At 69.6% G+C, this 19,043-nt stretch carries 15 protein-coding genes; 11 read left to right on the forward strand and 4 right to left on the reverse strand.

The genetic code is table 11. The features are described 5' to 3' along the window. Nucleotides 1-133 precede the first annotated feature (133 nt). The 3 genes from ACQPZW_RS10095 (at nt 134) to ACQPZW_RS10105 (ending at nt 2,512) form a co-directional block, all read left to right on the forward strand. Entirely contained in the window at nt 134-775 is a 642-nt protein-coding gene (locus tag ACQPZW_RS10095) for a GntR family transcriptional regulator (protein WP_433794560.1), read from the forward strand. After that, complete coding sequence (locus tag ACQPZW_RS10100; RefSeq protein WP_433794561.1) at nt 772-1,779, forward strand: 1-aminocyclopropane-1-carboxylate deaminase; 1,008 nt, start codon at nt 772-774, stop codon at nt 1,777-1,779. Before ACQPZW_RS10095 ends, ACQPZW_RS10100 begins: the two co-directional genes overlap by 4 nt. Nucleotides 1,780-1,987: 208 nt before the next feature. Next, nucleotides 1,988-2,512, forward strand: a complete 525-nt coding sequence (locus ACQPZW_RS10105; RefSeq protein WP_433794563.1) for a GNAT family N-acetyltransferase — start codon at nt 1,988-1,990, stop codon at nt 2,510-2,512. Nucleotides 2,513-2,531: 19 nt separating this feature from the next. Here the strand turns inward: ACQPZW_RS10105 and ACQPZW_RS10110 are convergent, their stop codons facing one another. Then, a complete protein-coding gene (locus ACQPZW_RS10110; RefSeq protein WP_433794564.1) occupies nt 2,532-3,344 on the reverse strand; it encodes an SAM-dependent methyltransferase in 813 nt (270 codons plus the stop codon). Nucleotides 3,345-3,528: 184 nt separating this feature from the next. On the opposite strand from ACQPZW_RS10110, the gene ACQPZW_RS10115 reads away from it, so the two are divergent. Both ACQPZW_RS10115 and ACQPZW_RS10120 read left to right on the forward strand, forming a co-directional pair. Continuing rightward, the gene (locus ACQPZW_RS10115) at nt 3,529-4,218 is read left to right on the forward strand and encodes a GH12 family glycosyl hydrolase domain-containing protein (protein ID WP_433794565.1); all 690 of its coding nucleotides are present in this window, start codon (nt 3,529-3,531) and stop codon (nt 4,216-4,218) included. A gap of 73 nt (nt 4,219-4,291) precedes the next feature. After that, on the forward strand, nt 4,292-5,344 hold the full coding sequence (locus ACQPZW_RS10120; protein ID WP_433794566.1) for a 3,4-dioxygenase subunit beta: 1,053 nt from the start codon (nt 4,292-4,294) through the stop codon (nt 5,342-5,344). 664 nt (nt 5,345-6,008) lie between these two features. On the opposite strand, the gene ACQPZW_RS10125 is transcribed toward ACQPZW_RS10120, so the two are convergent. Then, complete coding sequence (locus ACQPZW_RS10125) at nt 6,009-7,016, reverse strand: alpha/beta hydrolase (RefSeq protein WP_433794567.1); 1,008 nt, start codon at nt 7,014-7,016, stop codon at nt 6,009-6,011. A gap of 182 nt (nt 7,017-7,198) precedes the next feature. On the opposite strand from ACQPZW_RS10125, the gene ACQPZW_RS10130 reads away from it, so the two are divergent. Together ACQPZW_RS10130 and ACQPZW_RS10135 are read left to right on the forward strand one after the other, a co-directional pair. Then, entirely contained in the window at nt 7,199-7,567 is a 369-nt protein-coding gene (locus tag ACQPZW_RS10130) for a PadR family transcriptional regulator (RefSeq protein WP_433794568.1), read from the forward strand. Then, nucleotides 7,564-8,583: a hypothetical protein gene (locus ACQPZW_RS10135; RefSeq protein WP_433794569.1), complete on the forward strand. Its 1,020-nt coding sequence runs from the start codon at nt 7,564-7,566 to the stop codon at nt 8,581-8,583. The genes ACQPZW_RS10130 and ACQPZW_RS10135 overlap by 4 nt, the downstream gene beginning before the upstream one ends. A gap of 684 nt (nt 8,584-9,267) precedes the next feature. Here ACQPZW_RS10135 and ACQPZW_RS10140 read toward each other — a convergent pair. Beyond that, on the reverse strand, nt 9,268-9,771 hold the full coding sequence (locus ACQPZW_RS10140; protein WP_433794570.1) for a VOC family protein: 504 nt from the start codon (nt 9,769-9,771) through the stop codon (nt 9,268-9,270). A 291-nt stretch (nt 9,772-10,062) separates the two neighbouring features. Between ACQPZW_RS10140 and ACQPZW_RS10145 the strand changes: the two genes are divergently transcribed. From ACQPZW_RS10145 to ACQPZW_RS10160, 4 genes are all read left to right on the forward strand, one after another. Then, a complete protein-coding gene (locus ACQPZW_RS10145; RefSeq protein WP_433794571.1) occupies nt 10,063-12,849 on the forward strand; it encodes an AbfB domain-containing protein in 2,787 nt (928 codons plus the stop codon). Between the two features lie 269 nt (nt 12,850-13,118). Continuing rightward, nucleotides 13,119-15,635, forward strand: a complete 2,517-nt coding sequence (locus ACQPZW_RS10150; protein ID WP_433794572.1) for a GH36-type glycosyl hydrolase domain-containing protein — start codon at nt 13,119-13,121, stop codon at nt 15,633-15,635. A gap of 131 nt (nt 15,636-15,766) precedes the next feature. Then, a complete protein-coding gene (locus tag ACQPZW_RS10155; RefSeq protein ID WP_433794573.1) occupies nt 15,767-16,426 on the forward strand; it encodes a hypothetical protein in 660 nt (219 codons plus the stop codon). A 204-nt stretch (nt 16,427-16,630) separates the two neighbouring features. Further along, nucleotides 16,631-18,199, forward strand: coding sequence for a diguanylate cyclase domain-containing protein (locus tag ACQPZW_RS10160; RefSeq protein WP_433794574.1), 1,569 nt, complete (start codon nt 16,631-16,633; stop codon nt 18,197-18,199). Here the strand turns inward: ACQPZW_RS10160 and ACQPZW_RS10165 are convergent. After that, entirely contained in the window at nt 18,086-19,042 is a 957-nt protein-coding gene (locus ACQPZW_RS10165; protein WP_433794575.1) for a TIGR03885 family FMN-dependent LLM class oxidoreductase, read from the reverse strand. The two genes, ACQPZW_RS10160 and ACQPZW_RS10165, sit on opposite strands and share 114 nt — an antisense overlap. Nucleotide 19,043 lies beyond the last annotated feature (1 nt).

Genomic DNA, 19,043 nt, shown 5'->3' on the forward strand with positions numbered 1-19,043 from the left:
ATCGGCCCGGTGCCGCGCCTGCCTCGCGGGGACAGCCACGGTTCTCTGGTGGCCCGTACCGAATGGGAGTCGGTCGGCCTGATCTTTTCCTGGGTCTGGCTTTTGCGGTGTGCTGGCATCTAACATTTCAGTTGTGGAGAGCATCGGACGGCACCTGCTGAGGGATGCCGCCTACGGGCGGCTGCGAGGCGCGATCGTCGACGGCACACTGGCGCCGGGGACCGCGCTGCGCCCGGACGACCTGGCCGCGCGGCTGGGGCTGTCGCGGGCGCCGATCCGTGACGCGATAGCGCGCCTGACCAGCGAAGGGCTCGTCGAGACCAAGCCGCAGAGCTACACCCGGGTGACCGAGGTGGTGGCCAAGGATGTCGAGGACGCGGCGGCCGTGCTCGGCGCGATGCACGATCTCGCGGTGCGCCACGTCGCCGCGACGATCGGCGGAGACCTGGTGGCGGCGATGCGGGAGGCCAACGCCCGGTTCGCCGCCGCGGTCGCCGAGGGCGACGTCGAGGGGGCCCTCGACGCCGACGACGAGGTGCATGCGATTCCGCTCGCCGCTTACGGCAACGCCGCGGCTTCGGGCACGGTCGACAGGTACACCTCTCTGGTACGCCGTGCCGAGCGTCTCCTCTTCACGTCTCCACAGGCGGGCCGTTCCGTCCGTCTGCACGACGACCTGATCTCCGCGCTGGCCGCGCACGACGTGGCCCGTGCCACCGCGGTCAACGCGGAGATCTGGAGCCACCTTCACCCGCTGACCGAGGGGCGTTCATGAGTGTTTCCGATTTCCCGCGCCATCCGCTGCTGTTCGGTCCGTCGCCGGTGCACCGGCTCGACCGCCTGACCCGTCACCTGGGCGGAGCCGAGATCTGGGCGAAGCGGGAGGACTGCAACTCCGGTATCGCCTACGGCGGCAACAAGACCCGCAAGCTGGAATATCTGGTGGCCGACGCGATCGCGCAGGGCGCCGACACGCTGGTGTCGATCGGCGGGGTGCAGTCCAACCACACCCGGCAGGTCGCCGCGGTCGCCGCCGCCACTGGCCTCAAGTGCGTGCTCGTGCAGGAGAGCTGGGTCGACTGGCCGGACAGCGTCTACGACAAGGTCGGCAACATCCTGATCAGCCGGCTCGCGGGCGCGGACGTGCGGCTGGTCAAGGCCGGGTTCGGCATCGGCTTCAAAGAGAGCTGGGAGGCCGCGCTCGCCGACGTCGTCGCCTCCGGCGGCACGCCCTACGCGATTCCGGCGGGCGCGTCCGATCACCGTCTCGGCGGGCTGGGGTTCGCCAATTGGGCGTACGAGGTGATCGCGCAGGAGGAGCAGCTCGGAGTCTTCTTCGACACGATCATCGTGTGCTCGGTGACGGGGAGCACGCAGGCCGGCATGATCGCCGGGTTCGCCGCGGCCGGGGGACGCCCGCGGCGGGTGATCGGGATCGACGGCTCAGCCAAGCCGGCCGAGACCCACGAGCAGGTGGCCCGGATCGCCCGCGACACGGCCGCGCTGGTTGGGGCCCGCGAGCTGACCGACGACGAGATCATCCTGGACGATCGGTATCACGCCGGCACCTACGGCATCCCGGACGAGACGACACTGGACGCGATGCGGCTGGCCGCCCGCACCGAGGGCATGGTCACCGACCCGGTGTACGAGGGCAAGTCGATGGCCGGGCTGATCGACCTGGTCAGCCGGGGTGAGATCGCCCGCGACTCGAAGGTGCTCTACGCGCATCTCGGCGGTCAGCCGGCCCTCAACGGATACGCCGCCCTCTTCTCCTGAGCCCCGTTCCCGTCGGCGGCGGCCGGTCGCATCCTCCGGCGGCGGCCGGTCGCGTTCGTCGGCCCGCGGCCGGTCGCTTTCGCCCGTTTCGGCTTGGTCCTTTTGGGTCGGTCGCTTTCGCCCGTTGCTTTCGCCCGTTGCTTTCGCCCGTTGCTTTCCCCTCGCCGTGGCTCGGTCGTTCGGTGCCGGTCGTCGCTATCTTGGCGGGATGCCGGTTCGTCATGCGGTTCCCGGGGATGCCGCCGCTCTCGCGAAGGTGCACGTCCGTACGTGGCAGTCGGCCTATGCCGGGCTGATCCCGCAGGACCATCTGGACTCGCTCGACCCGGCGCAGCGCGAGCCGGGATGGGGGCGGTGGCTGGAGGGGCTACGGCCGCCCGCCGCCATCCTGGTCTGGGCCGAGGCAGCGGCGGCAGCGCCGGCCGGCTTCGTGGCGATCCAGCCGAGCCGTGATCCCGGCGCGGACACGGCGACGGGGGAGATCACCGCGATCTACCTGCTGCCGGCCCACCAGGGCACCGGTGCCGGGCGGGAGCTGATGGCGGCGGCGGTGGAGCACCTGACGGCGGCCGGGTTCCGGCGGGCGACGCTGTGGGTGCTGGAGACCAACGCCACGGCGCGGCGGTTCTACGAGGCGGCGGGCTGGGTGGCCGACGGCGCGTCGAAGGTGGACTCGTCGCGGGGGTTTCCGCTGGACGAGGTGCGCTATGGCCGTACCCTCGACGGGTCTTGAAAGGTCTTGATCGTGACGGTCAGGGCTTGCGGCCGACCGCTCCGTAGATCGCGACCTGCTCCGCCGGGGGTCGCTGGTGGGCCGGGACCTCGGGAAGCCACTCGGAGACCGGAACGATGCCCGGCCCGATCAGGCCCAGCCCGGTGAAGAACTCGGCGAACTCGGCGCGGGTGCGCGGATGCGCGTCGGACCGGCCCTGGGCGATCATCTGGCGGGCCACCGCCGCCGTCTCCGGACTGCTGTGGTCGAGCGTGAAGTTCGACGCGGCCAGATAGCTGCCGGACGGCAGGGCGGACATCAGCTCCCGGACGACGTCGCGGGCCTGCGCGTGGTCGGCGATGAAGTGCAGCACCGCGATCAGGATCAACGCGACCGGCCGGCCCAGATCGAGGGCCTCCTTGAGCTGCGGATGGCCGAGGATCGCCCGCGGATCGCGCAGGTCGCCCTCCAGGTAGCGGGTGACACCCTCCGCGCTGCTCGACAGCAGGGCGCGGGCGTGCACGCCGACCATCGGATCGTTGTCGACGTAGACGATCCGGGCGTGCGGGACCCGGCGCTGAGCGACCTCGTGGGTGTTGTCGGCGGTCGGCAGGCCGGTGCCGATGTCGAGGAACTGGTCGACCCGCGCCTCCTCGGCGAGGAAACGCACCGCACGCTGCAGGAACGAGCGATTCTCCCGGGCCGACAGCCGAACCGTGGGATGGGCCAGCTCGATCATGTCGCCCGACTCGCGATCGGCGGCGAAGTTGTCCTTGCCACCCAGCCAGTAGTTGTACCGGCGGGCCGGATGCGCCGTCGACGTGTCCAGCCCGGGCGGAGCCGTCTCGTCCACCACAGGTCCCCCCTGATCCGTGTCGATGTCTCGCGACTTTACCGTAGATCCATTTTGGAGCGAAGGTTTCTTTCGCGTTGCAAGCCGGTGAATTCCGGCCTACTGTGCCGGTATCCCCTTTGTTCGACGGTCATCGATCCCCCGGCTGGTCGTCGAAGCGCTTCGACATCCCCGAGGAGCACCCGTGCGCAGACTCCGTGTCACCCTGTCCCTGCTGCTCGCCGCCGTCCTGCTGCTGCTCGGGCAGGCGCCCGCGCAAGCCGCCGTGTGGTCGTCGTCCGGCCAGTGGGGCAACTGGTCCAGCGGTGGCTACACGCTCTACAACAACATCTGGGGCAGTGGCGCCGGCCCGCAGACCATCTGGGCCAACTCGACGAGCAACTGGGGCGTCTGGGCCAACCACCCCAACACCGGCGGCATCAAGTCGTATCCCAACGCCAGCCGTGCCGTGGGCATCCGGCTCAGCGCCCTGCGCAGCGCCACGAGTAGCTTCAACGTGACCGTGCCGTCCAGTGGGGCGTACACGACGGCCTACGACATCTGGGCCGACGGAACCAGGTACGAGATCATGCTCTGGATGAACAAGACCGGCGCCGTCGGCCCGCTCGGCTCGTTCCAGACCGCCGCCACGGTCGGCGGCCACAGCTGGAACGTGTACTCCGGCTCCAACGGCGCCAACCAGGTGTTCTCCTTCGTCCGGACCGGCAACACGAACGCCGGCACCGTCGACATCCGCGCCGTCCTCAACTGGATCCGCTCCCGAGGCTGGTACGGCGACGTCACCCTCAGCACGATCCAGTTCGGCTACGAGATCACCTCGGCGAGCGGCGGCAAGGACTTCGTGACCAACAGCTACTCGGCCTCCGCCAGCTGAAGCACAGTTCATCCATAGCCTCCGGTGTTTGCATGGTGGCGTAACACCCACCGAGCGGCATATCGGAGGAAGAATGACCCAAGAGCATCAGCCGGCCTATCAGGGGCGTCCACTCCCGAATCCCGACGAAGAGGTCTTCGACCAGGGCCTCGGCTTCGACCTGGACACCCTGATGGGCCGGCGGCAGATCCTGCGAGCCTTCGGCATCGGCGTGACCGGTCTGGGTCTGGCCGCCTGCACCTCACCGTCCTCGTCCTCGTCCTCCGGCACGTCGTCGGGTTCATCGGCCTCGTCGGGTTCGGCGGCTTCGGCGGCTTCGGCGGCTTCGTCGGCCGAGATCCCGGACGAGACGGCCGGCCCCTATCCCGGTGACGGCTCCAACGGTCCTGACGTCCTCGAACAGAGCGGCATCATCCGCAGCGACATCCGCTCCAGCTTCGGCGGACCCTCCGGAACCGCGGAGGGCGTGCCGATGACCCTCGAACTGACGATCAAGGACCTGGCCGGCGGCGGCGCCGCGTTCGCCGGGGTAGCCGTCTACGTCTGGCACTGCGACCGGGCCGGCCTCTACTCGATGTACTCCGAAGGCGTCACCGAGGAGAATTACCTCCGCGGCGTCCAGATCGCCGACGCGTCCGGAAAGGTGAAGTTCACCAGCATCTTCCCGGCCTGCTACACCGGACGCTGGCCGCACATCCACTTCGAGGTCTACCCCGACGAGGCCGCCATCACCGACTCCACGAAGGCCATCGCAACATCGCAGGTCGCCATCCCGAAGGAATACTGCGACATCGTCTACAAGGAGAAGGGCTACGAGGCATCGGTCACCAACCTGGCCCAGCTGACCCTCCAAACCGACAACGTCTTCAGCGACGACGCAGGCGTCCGACAGTTGGCCACCGTCACCGGTGACGTCAGCAGCGGTTATGCCCTGTCCCTCACCGCCGGCGTGGACACCACCACCACGCCGGCCGCCGGAGCCGTCCCACCGGGCGGTGGCGGCCAGGGCCAACCTGGTGGCACCCCGCCAAGCGGCGCCCCCGGCGGCCCGGGCGGCGGTGCGGGTGGTACCCCGCCCAGCGGTGGTCCGGGTGGCACGCCGCCGTCGGGCCCGCCTCCCGCCTGAATCCCCGGACGGCCCGGACTCGTCCCACGCCGCTCCGCCAGCCGGATGGTCGCCCGTCTCGGCTTCCGTGGGCAGGCGGCTCTCCATCCCGGCCTCTGCGGGTGGGTGGCTTCGTGTCCTGGTCGTCCGTGGGCAGGCGGCTCTCCGTCCCGGCCCCTGTGGGCAGGCGGTTCTGTCCCGGCCAGCCTGTGGGCAGGCGGCTCGGTCCCGGCCATCCTGTGGGCAGGCGGCTCGGTCCCGGCCATCCTGTGGGCAGGCGGCTCGGTCCCGGCCATCCTGTGGGCAGGCGGTTCTGTCCCGGCCAGCCTGTGGGCAGGCGGCTCGGTCCCGGCCATCCTGTGGGTAGGCGGCTCGGTCCCGGCCATCCTGTGGGCACGCGGCTTCTTCCCGGCCAGCCTGTGGGTTGGCCGGCTTTCGGCCCAGCTGATCCGCGGGCGGAAGGCTCTTTCTCCCGGCCGATCGACAAAGGCGGGCCGTCCATCCCCGGGCGGCCCGCTTTGGGCCGCTCGTCCTACCGCCGTGGCCGCATTCCTCTCCTGGAAGGCCAGCCCCGGCGTTGCGCCCTTTCGCCGCGCCGGCTCGGTGCCGCATTCCAGTCCAGCCGGGCTCCCACCTCTTGATGACCTTGGGTGATCCATGCTCGTCGACGGGTTTGGCCCGCTGGTTATCCCGCGAAACCGGACAGCCACTCCCGCCCAGTGCGCACGAAATCGCGGCTGATCGTCGTGTTCGGCGCCCAGGCCTCGAACCCGTGTGGCGCCCCGGGAACGGCGTGGAAGGTGGCGGGGACACCGGCCGCCCGCAACCGATCCGCATATGCCACGTCCTCGTCGTGGAACAGGTCCACATCACCGACTCCGATCCATGCCGGTGGCAGGCCGGTCAGGTCCTCACGGCGGGCCGGCACCGCATAGCGTGGCGGCTCCCTGCCCTCGCGATCCCTGCCCTCGCGATCCCTGCCCTCGCGATCCCTGCCTCCTGGCTTTTCGTCGTCAGGCTCTGGTCCCTTCGCTCTCTCCCGGCCCGGCTCGGCCCCGAGATAGGCGCCCCAGCCGTATCTGTTGTGCCGGTTGTTCCAGATCCGATGCCCGATCCCGTCCAACTCGCGTCGCGCTGCGGTGCGGTCGTCGAGCATCGGGCAGAAGAGCCACTGCGCGACCGGCTGGACTCCACCCTCGTCGCACAGCCGCTGTGCCAGCGCCGCCGCCAGACCGCCCCCGGCACTCTGACCGCCGACGATCACCCGGCTCGGGTCGACACCCAGCCGGGCCGCATTGCGCAGCAACCAGGTCCATGCGGTGTGGCAGTCGTCCAGCGGAGTCAGGAACGGGAAATCGGGCGCCAGCCGATAATCCGCCGCCACCACGACCATGCCGAGCTCGGCCGCGGTGGCGCCGCACATCCGGTCATCCTGCTTGGCCGCGCCCATCACCAGCCCGCCGCCGTGGATCCACAGCAGGGCGGCCCGGGACCTGATCTCTGCCGGCCGGTGGACCCGGACTCCCGGCGCTCCCGGAACGGCCTGCTCGATCAGCACACCCGGCGTCACGGGCGACCTCATCAGGGGCAGGGCGAGCCGGCTCAGTCGCCGGAACAACCCCGACTCCACCGGTATGGCCGGGAAACGCCGCACCGGCTTACGCAACTCCGGCGCGATCCGCGACAGCTCCATCCCTGCCTCACTCTCCGGTCGGTGGCCAGGACTCAACCCGTCCAGCATGGTCGCGTCGGGGGGCCCTCCTGCGGAAGGAGCGGCTCCAGCCGACCGCCTCGCTGTGTAGACAAGGATGCCACTTATTCGGAGTGGCGACTAGTTGATTTTCCGACTAGTGTCGTCGGCAACGAGGAGGTGCCATGGCAGCCGAGAAACCAGAGCCGGCAGGAGAGCCGGAGCCGGAGGCGGGGTGGGTGCGAGCCACTCTCGAGATGGCCGTGCTCGCCGCTCTCACCGAGGGCGACCAGCATGGCTATGCCCTGGTGCAGCGCCTCGGCGAGGAGGGGCTGGGCAGGGTTCGGGGCGGAGTGCTCTATCCGGTGCTCAACCGCATGGAGGCTGACACCGTGGTGGAGTCGAGCTGGCATGCGGGCCAGGGTGGCCCGGGTCGGAAGGTCTATGCGATCACCGGTGCGGGCCGTGCCCGGCTGGCCGGGCAGCGGGAGGCGTGGAGCCGGTTCGCGGGCACGCTTAGTCGATTTCTCGAGCAGACGACGGAGGCGAGATGACGGCGTTCGACAGGTGGGAGGCCTCGGCCCGGATCGCGCTCGCGGAGCGGGGGATCGGCTATCACGAGGCGACGCCATTGATCGAGGAGGCTCGCCAGCACTGCGCCGAGAGCGGAGAGAGCCCCTGGCGGTCCATCGGGGCGCCGGCCGAGTTCGCGGCGGACGTTGCCGGCTCCGGGTCGGCCGAGTCGGCGGAGCGCGACACGCGCGGCAAGACCCCGCGCGACTATCTCAGCGACGCGATGTTCGGGCTGGCCGCGCTCGGTGTTCCGGTCGCGGTGGCCGGCTCGGTGGCTGCCGGCAGTCTCATCATTCCGGTCACGGCCGCCGGGCTGGTCGGTTCCCTGGTCACTTGCGTCGCCGCTGTGGTCGCCTGGGCCGGGCCGGGCGCGCTGCGGGCTTCCGGGTATCCACGACTTGCTCCCTGGTCGTTCGGTCTGTGCGCTGTTCTGGGGGCGCTCGCGGGTCTGGCCTTCATGGAGGTGCCCAAGACCAGGATCGGCGGTCTCCCCGCGTTGGCCCTGATCGCGGTCAGCGTCGGGGTGTGCTGGCTCCTGACCCGTCCCCGTCGACGGGTCGCATCAGCCGGCGGAGACGGCGACGACGGTCCCGCCGAGTCCGGGGCCTGGTTCGCTCGTCTGAACGCCCTGTTGGTGGGCCGGTTCGACGTCGCGCCCGCACGGGCGGCCGAGATGGTCGCCGAGACACGTGCCCATGTGGCGGCCGCCGGTGTGCGGCCCCGGGACGAGTTCCCGTCAATCGCCGGCTACGCCCGAGACCTGGCCGAGGCTGAGCCGGTTCGTCCGGGCCCATGGTGGCGCAGCCCCAATGCGGGCCTTCTGGCCACACTCGGTGTCGGCTTCGTGCTCGGTGTGCAGACGGTGGAAGCCGCCCTGAACGGCCCATGGTGGCTCATGATCTGCGGCATCTTCGCCATGGTCATGATCGCTAACGACGTGCGTGGCCGCCTACGGTCCCGTAGGTCCCGCCGATCCCGCCCAGCAACCTCGTCCTGATCGAGTCCGGAGCACCCCGCGCCCCGCCCGACGAGCATGCCCGCCCGACCTACCTCGCCTCGGTGGCCAACCCACCACGGCTCGGTTCGGCGCGCTTCGATGGTTCGACCCACTTCTGGCCGCCCGGCTCGCCTCAGCCTCGCGTCGCTCGTCTCGCCTCGGCCTGGCGGCTCGGCCTGGCCTGGCGGCTCGGCCTGGCCTGGCGGCTCGGCCTGGCCTGGCGGCTCGTCTCGGCCGGGTGTCGGCTTGGCTCGGCCTGGCCTGGCCCTGCGGCTCGGCTTGGCTTGGCTCGGCCTGGCCCAGCGGCTCGGCTCGGCCTCCCGTGGCTTTGCTTGACCAGGTTCGGCTCGGCTTTGTCCTGATGGTCTTTGGCGGCTCGTTTGGGTGACTGAGCCTGGCAGCTTTCGCTCCGCCTAACCGGGCCTGGATCGGCTTGTTCGATCCGGTTCGATTCGATGGCGCTGGCTAGTTGCCGCTGGTGATGGGGCTGGACAGCTGCGGAGGGGTGGGTCCGAGGCCGAGCGCGCGGGTGCGGCGGGTGGTGGGTGCGGCGGGTGGTGGCTGCGGTGTGGGTGGTGGGTACGGCGGGTGGTGGGTGTGGTGGTAGTGGGTGCCGCGAGTGGTGGCGAGGTGTGGGTGGCGGGTGCGTGTGTTGGTGGGTGGCTGGGGCTGTGGGGTGGGTGGTCAGAGGACCTTGGTGCCGTACATCTCGCCCAAGGGGTCGGCTATCAGTTCGATTCGGGCGCCGTCCGGGTCCTGGAAGTAGACGGAGACATCGCTGTGGACCGCATGTTCGACGGATGCGTCGGTGAGGCGCTGGACTATCGCGGCCCAGTGGCCGGGCTCCACCGAGATGGCCAAGTGGTGCAGGCCGCCGAGGACTTCGGCGTAGGGGCCCAGGTCGAGCCCGGGCAGGTCGAAGAAGGCGAGGAGGTTGCCGTTGCCGATGTCGAAGAAGAAGTGCGACGAGCCGGGGTAGTCGCGGTTCTCGATCAGCTCGGTCAAGGGGAAGCCGAGCAGGTCCTGGTAGAAGCGAACGGTCTTCTCCACGTCGCTGCTGATCAGGGCGGTGTGGTGGAGGCCCCGGGCGGTGGACGGCGGGCGCTCGGTGGGAGGGCGCAGGTGTTCCTCGCGGATGCGGTGGCGTGTGGCCTCGAGCGCGGCGATGTCGGTAAGTGGGTCACCCATCCCTGGATCTTGCCTCGTCGAGGGCCCGCCGCTCCCGGCAACGTCCGACTTGGGCGGCACGTGGCAATAACGACCACGTGCGGTTCCGGAAATCGTTCAGAACCTTGACAGAGGATCGGCGTCGATGGATGAATGTGTTCGACCCTGTGTAAGCCCGTTCGGTCTTGCTGGGTTCCGGTTGTCCTCCCGGTTCTGTTCGTCCGTCCTCAGCCTCCGATGTCCGGCATGTCCGCCGTGAGCAGACGGTTCATGTTCGTGGAACTCGGTGTGCCCGTTCCCCTGAGGAGTCCGATGCGCCGATTCGTCGCCCGTACCTCTGCGGTGCTTGTCATGCTCGCCGCCGGCCTGGCCGGTGTCGCCGCACCCGCGGTGGCCGTCGTTCCGAAGACGCCGCCGCTCACCACGCCCTGGACCAGTCAGGTCTCCACCACCAACCCGCTGCCGGAGTATCCGCGGCCGCAGATGACACGGCCGGACTGGCAGTCGCTGAACGGCGAATGGCAGTTCCTGAACCCGGCGACCGACGCCGCGGGCAACGTCAACCGCTATGCGGCGCCCCCGCTCGGGCAGACGCTGCCGGAGCGGATCCTCGTGCCGTATCCGGTGGAGTCGGCGCTGTCCGGGATCATGCGCAACGACAACCGCGACCTGATGTTCTACCGGCGGACCTTCACCGTTCCGTCGGGCTGGGCGGGCCGGCGCGTGCAGCTGCACTTCGGCGCCGTCGACTACGAGGCCACCGTGTGGGTCAACGGCGTGCAGGTGACCACCCACAAGGGCGGCTACGACCGGTTCGAGGTCGACGTCACGCCGCAGCTCAACGGCGGGACCAACGAGATCGTCGTCCGCGTCTACGACCCCACCAACGGGCGGGGCGAGGAGCAGCCGTCCGGTAAGCAGGTCAACAATCCGAGTGGCATCTTCTACACGCCCACGTCGGGCATCTGGCAGACCGTCTGGCTGGAGCCCACCCCCGTCTCGTCGATCTACTCGGTCGACGTCTATCCGAACATCACGGCCAACACCGTTCGGGTGCGCGTGTTCACCCGGGGGAACGTCACCGGGCACAGCGTGTTCGCCGAATCGCTCGCCGGAACCACGGTCGTGGGCAGCGCGGGCGGCGGGTTCACCGACTTCACCGTTCCGGTGCCCAACGCCCGGCGGTGGTCGCCCGACGACCCCTACCTCTACAACCTGCGGGTCAGCCTGCGAAACGCCGGTGGATCGACCGTCGACCAGGTGACCAGCTACTTCGGTATGCGCGAGGTGGGCACGAAGCTGGTCAACGGCGTGCTGCGGCCGACGCTGAACGGTGAGTTCGTCTTCCAGGCCGGCACCCTCGACCAGGGATTCTGGCCGGACGGGCTGTACACGGCACCGACCGACGCGGCGCTCGCCTTCGACCTGCAGAAGCACAAGGACCTGGGCTTCAACATGGTGCGCAAGCACATCAAAGTGGAGCCCGCCCGCTGGTATTACCACGCGGACCGGCTCGGCCTGCTCGTCTGGCAGGACATACCGTCCGGCGGTGACGACACCAAGTCGGCGGCGCAGGTCGCGCAGTTCGAGACCGAGGCCCGCGAGATCGTCGACGAGCATCGCTTCTCGCCCTCGGTCGTCACCTACGTGCCGTTCAACGAGGGCTGGGGCGAGTGGAACCTCGCCGAGACCCAGCGGATCACCCGGGACCTGAAAAGCTACGACCCGACCCGGCTGATGAACGCGCACTCCGGTTTCAACTGCTGCGCCTCCAAGGGCGACCCCGGCACCGGCGACATCATCGACTGGCACGTCTACACCGGACCGGACGCGCCGCTGCCGTCGTCGACGCGAGTGTCGATCCTCGGGGAGTTCGGTGGGCTCGGCCTGCGTACGCCGGGTCACGAGTACAGCCCGAACGGGCAGTTCTTCGCCTACGAGCAGATGTCCAGCAACGCGCAGCTCAACGACCGGTTCACCGGGATGATCCGGGACTCCGAGCGGCTGATGACCAGCAAGGGGCTCTCGGGCTTCGTCTACACCGAGATCACCGACGTCGAAGGGGAGTACAACGGGCTGCTCACCTACGACCGTCAGGTGCAGAAGGTGGACACCAACCAGGTGCGCGCCGCGATGACCAGCCTCATCCGGGCATCGAGGAATCAGAACTCGGCGTCGCCGTTGAGTCTCGGGCACGTGCGGTCGTTCCAGGTCACCACACCCGGCTACACCGATCGTCATCTCCGGCATGCGAACTCGGTCGCCCGGACCGATGTGATCAGTGGTGACGGGGCGCGGCAGGACGCGTCGTTCCGTACCGTGGCCGGGTTGTCCGACCCCCGGTGCTTCTCCTTCGAGTCGGTGAATCTCCCGGGCCGCTACCTTCGGCACGCCAACAGCCTGGTGCGGGTCGACGCGGACACCGGTGGGACGTTCGCGGCCGATGCGACGTGGTGCAGCCGTCCGGGGCTGGCCGCCGGCGGGATCTCGTTCGAGGCGGCCAACCAGCCCGGGCGCTACCTGCGGCATGCCAGTGACCAGGTGCGTATCGACGCGGACACCGGTGGTTCGTTCGCCGCCGACGCGACCTGGAACCTGTCGAATCCGGCGCTGTGGCGAAGCTCGGTGCTTCTCCCGTTCGATGTGCGGCGATCGCTGCAGGTCACCACGTGGGGCTACACCGACCGGTATCTGCGGCATGCCGACAGTCTCGGCTGGACCGAAGCGGTCAACTCCGGCAGCAGCGCGTTGCTCAAGGCCGATGCCACGTTCACGCTGCGCCGTGGGCTGGCCGACTCGTCCTGCTACACCTTCGAGTCGGCCAACTATCCGGGGCAGTATCTGCGTCACGCGGCCAGCCGGATCCGGCTGGCGGCCAATGACGGGTCGGCGTTGTTCGCGGCTGATGCCACGTTCTGTGCTCGACCCGGGCTCGGCGGGGTCGGTGTGACCTTCGAGTCGATCAACTTCCCGGGCCGGTACCTCCGGCACTTCGATTCGCAGGCCTGGACGGCCTCCGGCACCGGATCCGGATTCGACCGTCCGCTCACCCTGAGCGCCGACAGCAGCTGGAACGTCGTCAACCCCTGGGCGCCGTAGCCGCGCTCATTCCCTGAACGGCCGTCCGCGCATGTCGCGGGCGGCCGTTCGGCGTCTCCGAAACCAGGAAGGTTGTGGGCTGGCCGACAGGCGGGAAGGCTGTGGGCTGGCCGACGGGCAAGGAAGCTGTGCGGCGCCGACGGGCAAGGTAGGCGTGCGGTGCCGACGGGGAGGGTGGGCGGCCGCGTGGCGAGAGGTGTGCGCCGTACCCAATAAGAATCTTTTCGGCCTGGTCCCACGAAGGTGTCGAAGCGGTAAAATAACCGACCATGGGAGCGCTCCCAAACATGCTCCCACGCCGCCGGCGAGCCCGCCGAGTGGCTTCGTCGGCGACGGGGGAGGACCTGTTGCGCTACGGGCATTTCGACGATGAGCAGCGCGAGTACGTCATCGAGAGGCCGGACACGCCGCTTCCGTGGATCAATTACCTCGGTACGGACGCCTACTTCGGGATCGTGTCCAATACGGCGGGTGGCTACTCGTTCTACCGAGACGCCCGTCTGCGGCGGCTGACCCGTTACCGCTACAACAACGCGCCACTCGATGTGGGCGGCCGGTACGTCTACGTGCGCGATGACGTCAGCGGCGACTACTGGTCACCGTCGTGGCAGCCGACTCCGGAGCGGGAGTTGGACGACTACGAGTGCCGGCACGGGCTGTCGTACACGAAGATCGGCTCGTCCCGGAGGGGTATCCGGGCGGAGACCCTGTACTTCGCTCCGCTGGGGGAGACGCTGGAGGTCTGGCGGGTACGGGTCACCAACGACCGTACCGAGGTGGCTGATCTGTCGCTCTTCTCGTCGGTGGAGTTCTGCCTGTGGGATGCGCAGGACGACGCCACGAACTACCAGCGGAACTTCAACACCGGCCAGGTCGAGGTCGTCGACGGGGTGATCTACCACAAGACGGAGTATCGGGAGCGGCGCAACCACTTCGCCTATTTCGCCTGTTCGGAGCCGCTCGCCGGGTTCGACACGCAGCGTGAGGCGTTCCTCGGCGCCTACCGGGGCTGGGATCGGCCGGCCGTCGTGGAGAGCGGTTCCTCGAAGGACTCGGTGGCGCACGGATGGCAGCCGATCGGCAGCCACCACGTGACACTGCGGCTCGAGCCGGGCGAGACGCGCGAGGTCGTCTTCGTCCTCGGCTACGCCGAGAATCCCAAGGACGACAAGTTCGACCCGCCGGGATCGCAGACGATCAACAAGACCCGGGTGCGGCCGGTCATCTCACGGTGGCTGCGGCCCGAGGTCGTCGAGCAGGGGTACGCCGACCTGCGTGCCTATTGGGACAGGTTGCTCGGTGGCCTGATCGTGGACACGCCGGACGGCGACACGAACCGCATGGTCAACGTGTGGAACGCCTACCAGTGCCTGGTCACCTTCAACATGAGCCGGTCGACGTCGCTCTACGAGTCCGGCATCGGCCGTGGGATGGGCTTCCGCGACTCGAACCAGGACCTGCTCGGTTTCGTGCACATGATCCCGGAGCGGGCGCGCGAGCGGATCCTGGACATCGCCGCGACCCAGAAACCGGACGGTGGCGCCTACCACCAGTACCAGCCCCTGACCAAGAGGGGTAACAACGACATCGGCGACGGCTTCAACGACGACCCGCTGTGGCTGATCCTCGGTGTGGCGGCGTATCTGAAGGAGACCGGCGACCACGCGTTCCTGGACGAGCCGGTGCCGTTCGACAATGTGCCGGGCAGCGAGGCTCCGCTGTACGAGCACCTCCGCCGCTCCCTGAAGTACACCCTGGACCGGCTGGGCCCGCACGGTCTGCCGCTGATCGGCCGCGCCGACTGGAACGACTGCCTCAACCTGAACTGTTTCTCCGACACTCCGGGGGAGCCGTTCCAGACGACCGAGAACGCGTCCGGTGGGGTCGCCGAGTCGGTGTTCATCGCCGGTCTGTTCGTGCTCGCGGCCAAGGAGCTGGCGGTGATCGCGGGGCTGCGCGGGCAGGACGGCGAGGAGGTCGTCTACCGGGCGGCGGCCGAGAAAATGGCGGGCACGGTCACCGAGCACGGCTGGGACGGGGCCTGGTTCCGCCGGGCGTACGACTTCCACGGCAACGTGATCGGCTCGGGCGAGAACGACGAGGGCCAGATCTTCGTCGAGCCGCAGGGCATGTGCGTGCTCGGCGGGGTCGGTCTCGAGGACGGCCTGGCCGTGAAGGCGCTGGACAGCGTGGCCGACCGGCTGGCCACCCCGCACGGGATCGTGCTGCAGCAGCCGGCCTATTCGAGCTACCGGATCGAGCTGGGTGAGATCTCGTCGTACCCGCCGGGGTACAAGGAGAACGCCGGCATCTTCTGCCACACCAACCCGTGGATCATGATCGCCGAGACGATGGTGGGCAACGGGGACCGGGCGTTCGACTACTACCGGCGGCTCAACCCGTCGGCCCGTGAGGACATCAGCGAGACGCACCGCTGCGAGCCGTACGTCTACGCCCAGATGATCGCCGGCCGGGACGCGCCGACACACGGCGAGGCCAAGAACTCGTGGCTGACCGGCACCGCGGCCTGGAACTTCGTGGCGATCAGCCAGTGGATCCTGGGTATCCGGCCGGACTTCGAGGGTCTGCGAATCGATCCGGTGCTGCCTTCCGGATGGCCGGGCTTCACGGCGACCCGCGGGTTCCGTGGCGCCACCTACGAGATCAGCGTGACCGGCAGCGGGCGGGTCACCCATCTGCTCGTCGACGGGGAGCGGGTCGAGGGCAATCTCGTCGCTCCGGCCACGCCGGGTTCGGTGGTGCGGGTGGAGGCGGTCCTGGGCTGAGAACCCACGCCGGACCGTTACCTTCGTGGCGGTCGAACGGCGTGTCGCGAGCCGGATGCGCACCGTACCGTGTGGAGGGTCGGACAGTGCCGTCGGCGGGTATGGAGGGCACCCGGCTCGCGGAGGAACCAGTGAACGAGTGGTCGAGGAACGTCCCGAGCAGCCCGATCCCGGCCCGGTTGCGCAGCCGCCGCCGGCCAGTGATCTGGCTGTTCGTCGGTGTGCTGCTGCTGGTCGGCGCGACCCGGCTGATCGGCGAGCACAAGCCGGCCACCGCGGGCGTGCTGGGGTTCGCCGGTGGGGTGACGATCCTGGTCCAGACGGGGAAGCTGATCTCGCGTACCCGGACGCTGCGGGGCCGTCCCCGGCTGGCAGCCCGTCGCGGGTGGACCTATCGCGCGGAGGATGCGGTGCTGCCGGCGTCGACCCGGCTCGAGCAGTTCCTGCACCACGCGCCGCCCGCGTTCGCGGTGCTCACCGGCACCGCGAACGGGGTGGAGTTCGTCGTCTTCGACCAGCACCACGACATCGGCGGCCACGACACCTTCTACCTGGCCAGGCTTCCACGGCCGCTGCCCGTCGGGCGGGTGTCGATCGCGGGTGGGCAGCTGGTCGGCGGTGACACCGGCACGCCCGAGGTGACGGCCCTGTTCACCCCGGCGCTGCTGCGGCGGATCGAGGAGGCGCTGCCGGGCTGCGGTTACGTGGTGACCGGCGAGTGGGTCAACACGCCGGTCGCGGCCCTGCTCAGCCCCGCCCGCGGGAGATCGAGCAGCGGATCGACGCGATGACCACGGTCGCCGCGATCCTGTCCGACGCCGCGGACGAGCTGACGTCGGCGGGCTGACCCCCGGCATCACGAGAGGTACGACGCGGTCGCCGCCGACGAGTACATCGAGGTGTACGACGAGCGCCTCACCAGCTACGACAGGCGGCCTCGCGATTCGGCTCAACTAAAGCTCAAGACGGGGCCGGCGCCGCCGAAGAACACCGGTGTGCGTCGGCTGGGGGAACTCCTGACCGGCCGGGGCGACGATGTGCCCCGGCCGTCGTCGGTGCGCGCCGGGCGTACCGTATCGATCGGTTTCGCGCTCGCGGCCGTGGGTTTCGCGCTCGGATACGTGTATGGCGGGCCGCCGGTCCGCACCGGCCTCATGCTGCTCTCCGGCATGGTCGCCGCCGTGGCGATCGCGGTCGGCATGCGCCTGCACCGGGTGACCGATCAGCGCCCGTGGGTTCTCGTGATCATCGCGTTGCTGCTGCTCACCATGTCGAACGCGGCCTGGTTCCACGTGACGCTGCACGGAAGGGTCAAGCCGCCGGATCTGCTGGTCGTGCCGCCCCAGCTCGGCGGCTATGTGTTCATGCTGGCCGCCAGCCTGCTGATCGTGCTCCGGCACGCGCCCCGCGACGCGAGCGGCACGATCGACGCCGCGGTGTGGGGGATCTCCCTGGCCGCGCCGTTGTGGGAGTTCGCGTTCCGGCCGCACATGCTGCGTTCCGGGATCGGCACGGCCGGGCTGTTCCTGGTGCTCACCCAGCTGCTGGTGCTGCTCGGCATCTGCGGCGCGCTGCTGCGGGTGGCCCGGACCAGCGAGTCCGGCCGGGCCTGCCTGAACTTCCTGTTCGCGTCGCTGGGCTGCACGATCCTCGGCATCGCGGTGGTCAACATGGGGCCGGTCACGGGGGAGAACGCATCGCTGCCGGCCCTGTTCTTCGCGGTCGGCTACCTCGCCCTCGGCGCGGCGGGCCTGCACCCGAGCGTGAAACAGCTCAGCGAGCCGGCCGCGAACCTGGCGCCGCCCACCCTGAAACTGCAGCTCGGCGTGCTCGGGGCGGCACTGCTGCTGATTCCGCTGTGCGGTGGTCTCGGCCAGTTGCTCGGTCAGCCGGCCGACGGGCTGCTGCTGACGCTCGCGCCGCTGCTCAGCATCCCGCTCGTGCTGGTGAGGATCAGCCGGCTCAAGCACGCCCTGGTTCATCAGGCGACCCATGACGAGCTGACCGGGCTGGTGAACCGGCGGCAGTTGTTCACCGAGATGCACCAGGCGATCGCCGCACACGCCGGTGGCGCGCCCGGCGACCTGGCGCTGATCTACTGCGATCTGAACGGGTTCAAGCCGGTCAACGACGAGCACGGACACGAGGCCGGCGACGCGATCCTGAGGGCCACCGCCCGGCGCATCACCGACGCGGTCCGCGCCGGGGACGTGGTGGCCCGGATCGGCGGCGACGAGTTCCTGATCTTCTGCGTGGACGCGGACGACGCGACGGCCCGGTCGCTCGGTGACCGGATCGCGCGCTCGATCGCCGTTCCGGTGCCGTGGGGCGGCCGCGACCTCACCGTCACGGCCGCCGTCGGCGCGGTCACCTGGACCGAGCGCCGGATCGTCGCGCCGGACGAGCTTCTCGCGGCCGCCGACGAGCGGATGTACGTCGACAAGCGCGGCTCAGCGCAGGGCCGGCAGCACCTTCGCCCCGAACGCCTCGATGAACGGCCCCAGGTCCTGCCCCACGTGGTGCAGGTAGATCCGGTCGAAGCCGAGAGCCGCGTAGCCTCGTAGCCACTCGACGTGCCGTTCCAGGTCGGGCGAGATGTTCACGACCTTGGCGACCTGCTCGACGGTGACGTTCTCGGACACCACGTCGAACTCCTCGGCGGTGGCCAGATCCCAGCAGACGGGCGGGACGAAGATGTTGCTGCGCCACTGGTCGTGGGCGATCGTCTCGGCCTCCTGCTGCGAACCCGCCCAGCTCAGGTGCACCTGGAGGCAGATCGGGCCGCGGCCGCCGGCGTCCCGGTAGGCGGCGATCATCGCGCGCAGTTGCTCCTCCGGCGCGTTGACGGTGACCAGCCCGTCGGCCCACTCGGCGCACCAGGCGGCGGTGGCCGTGCTCACCGCGGCGCCGATCAGCGGCGGGGTCGACTCCGGCCGGGTCCAGAGCCGGGCCCGGTCGACGGTGATCAGCCCGTCGCGGGAGACCTCCTCCCCGGCGAGCAGGTCACGGATGATGTCGACGGACTCGCGCAGGCGCGCGTTGCGGACCTCCTTGCGCGGCCATGCGGCCCCGGTGATGTGCTCGTTGCTGAACTCGCCGGAGCCCAGCGCGGCCCAGAACCGGCCCGGGAACATGCTCCCCAGGGTGCCGATCGCCTGGGCGATGATCGCCGGGTGATAGCGCTGGCCGGGCGCGTTGACCACCCCGAACGACAGGTTCGTGGCCTGCAGCGCGGCGCCGAGCCAGGACCAGGCAAAACCCGATTGTCCCTGGCGGGCGCTCCACGGCGAGAAGTGGTCGGAACACATCGCGGCGTCGAACCCGGCGCGCTCGGCCGCGATCATCGCGTCCAGAAGCGCGCCGGGTGGGATCTGCTCGTGGGAGGCGTGGATGCCGTACTCGGTCATG

The sequence above is a fragment of the Actinoplanes sp. CA-252034 genome, assembly GCF_050956125.1.
Lineage (GTDB): Bacteria > Actinomycetota > Actinomycetes > Mycobacteriales > Micromonosporaceae > Actinoplanes.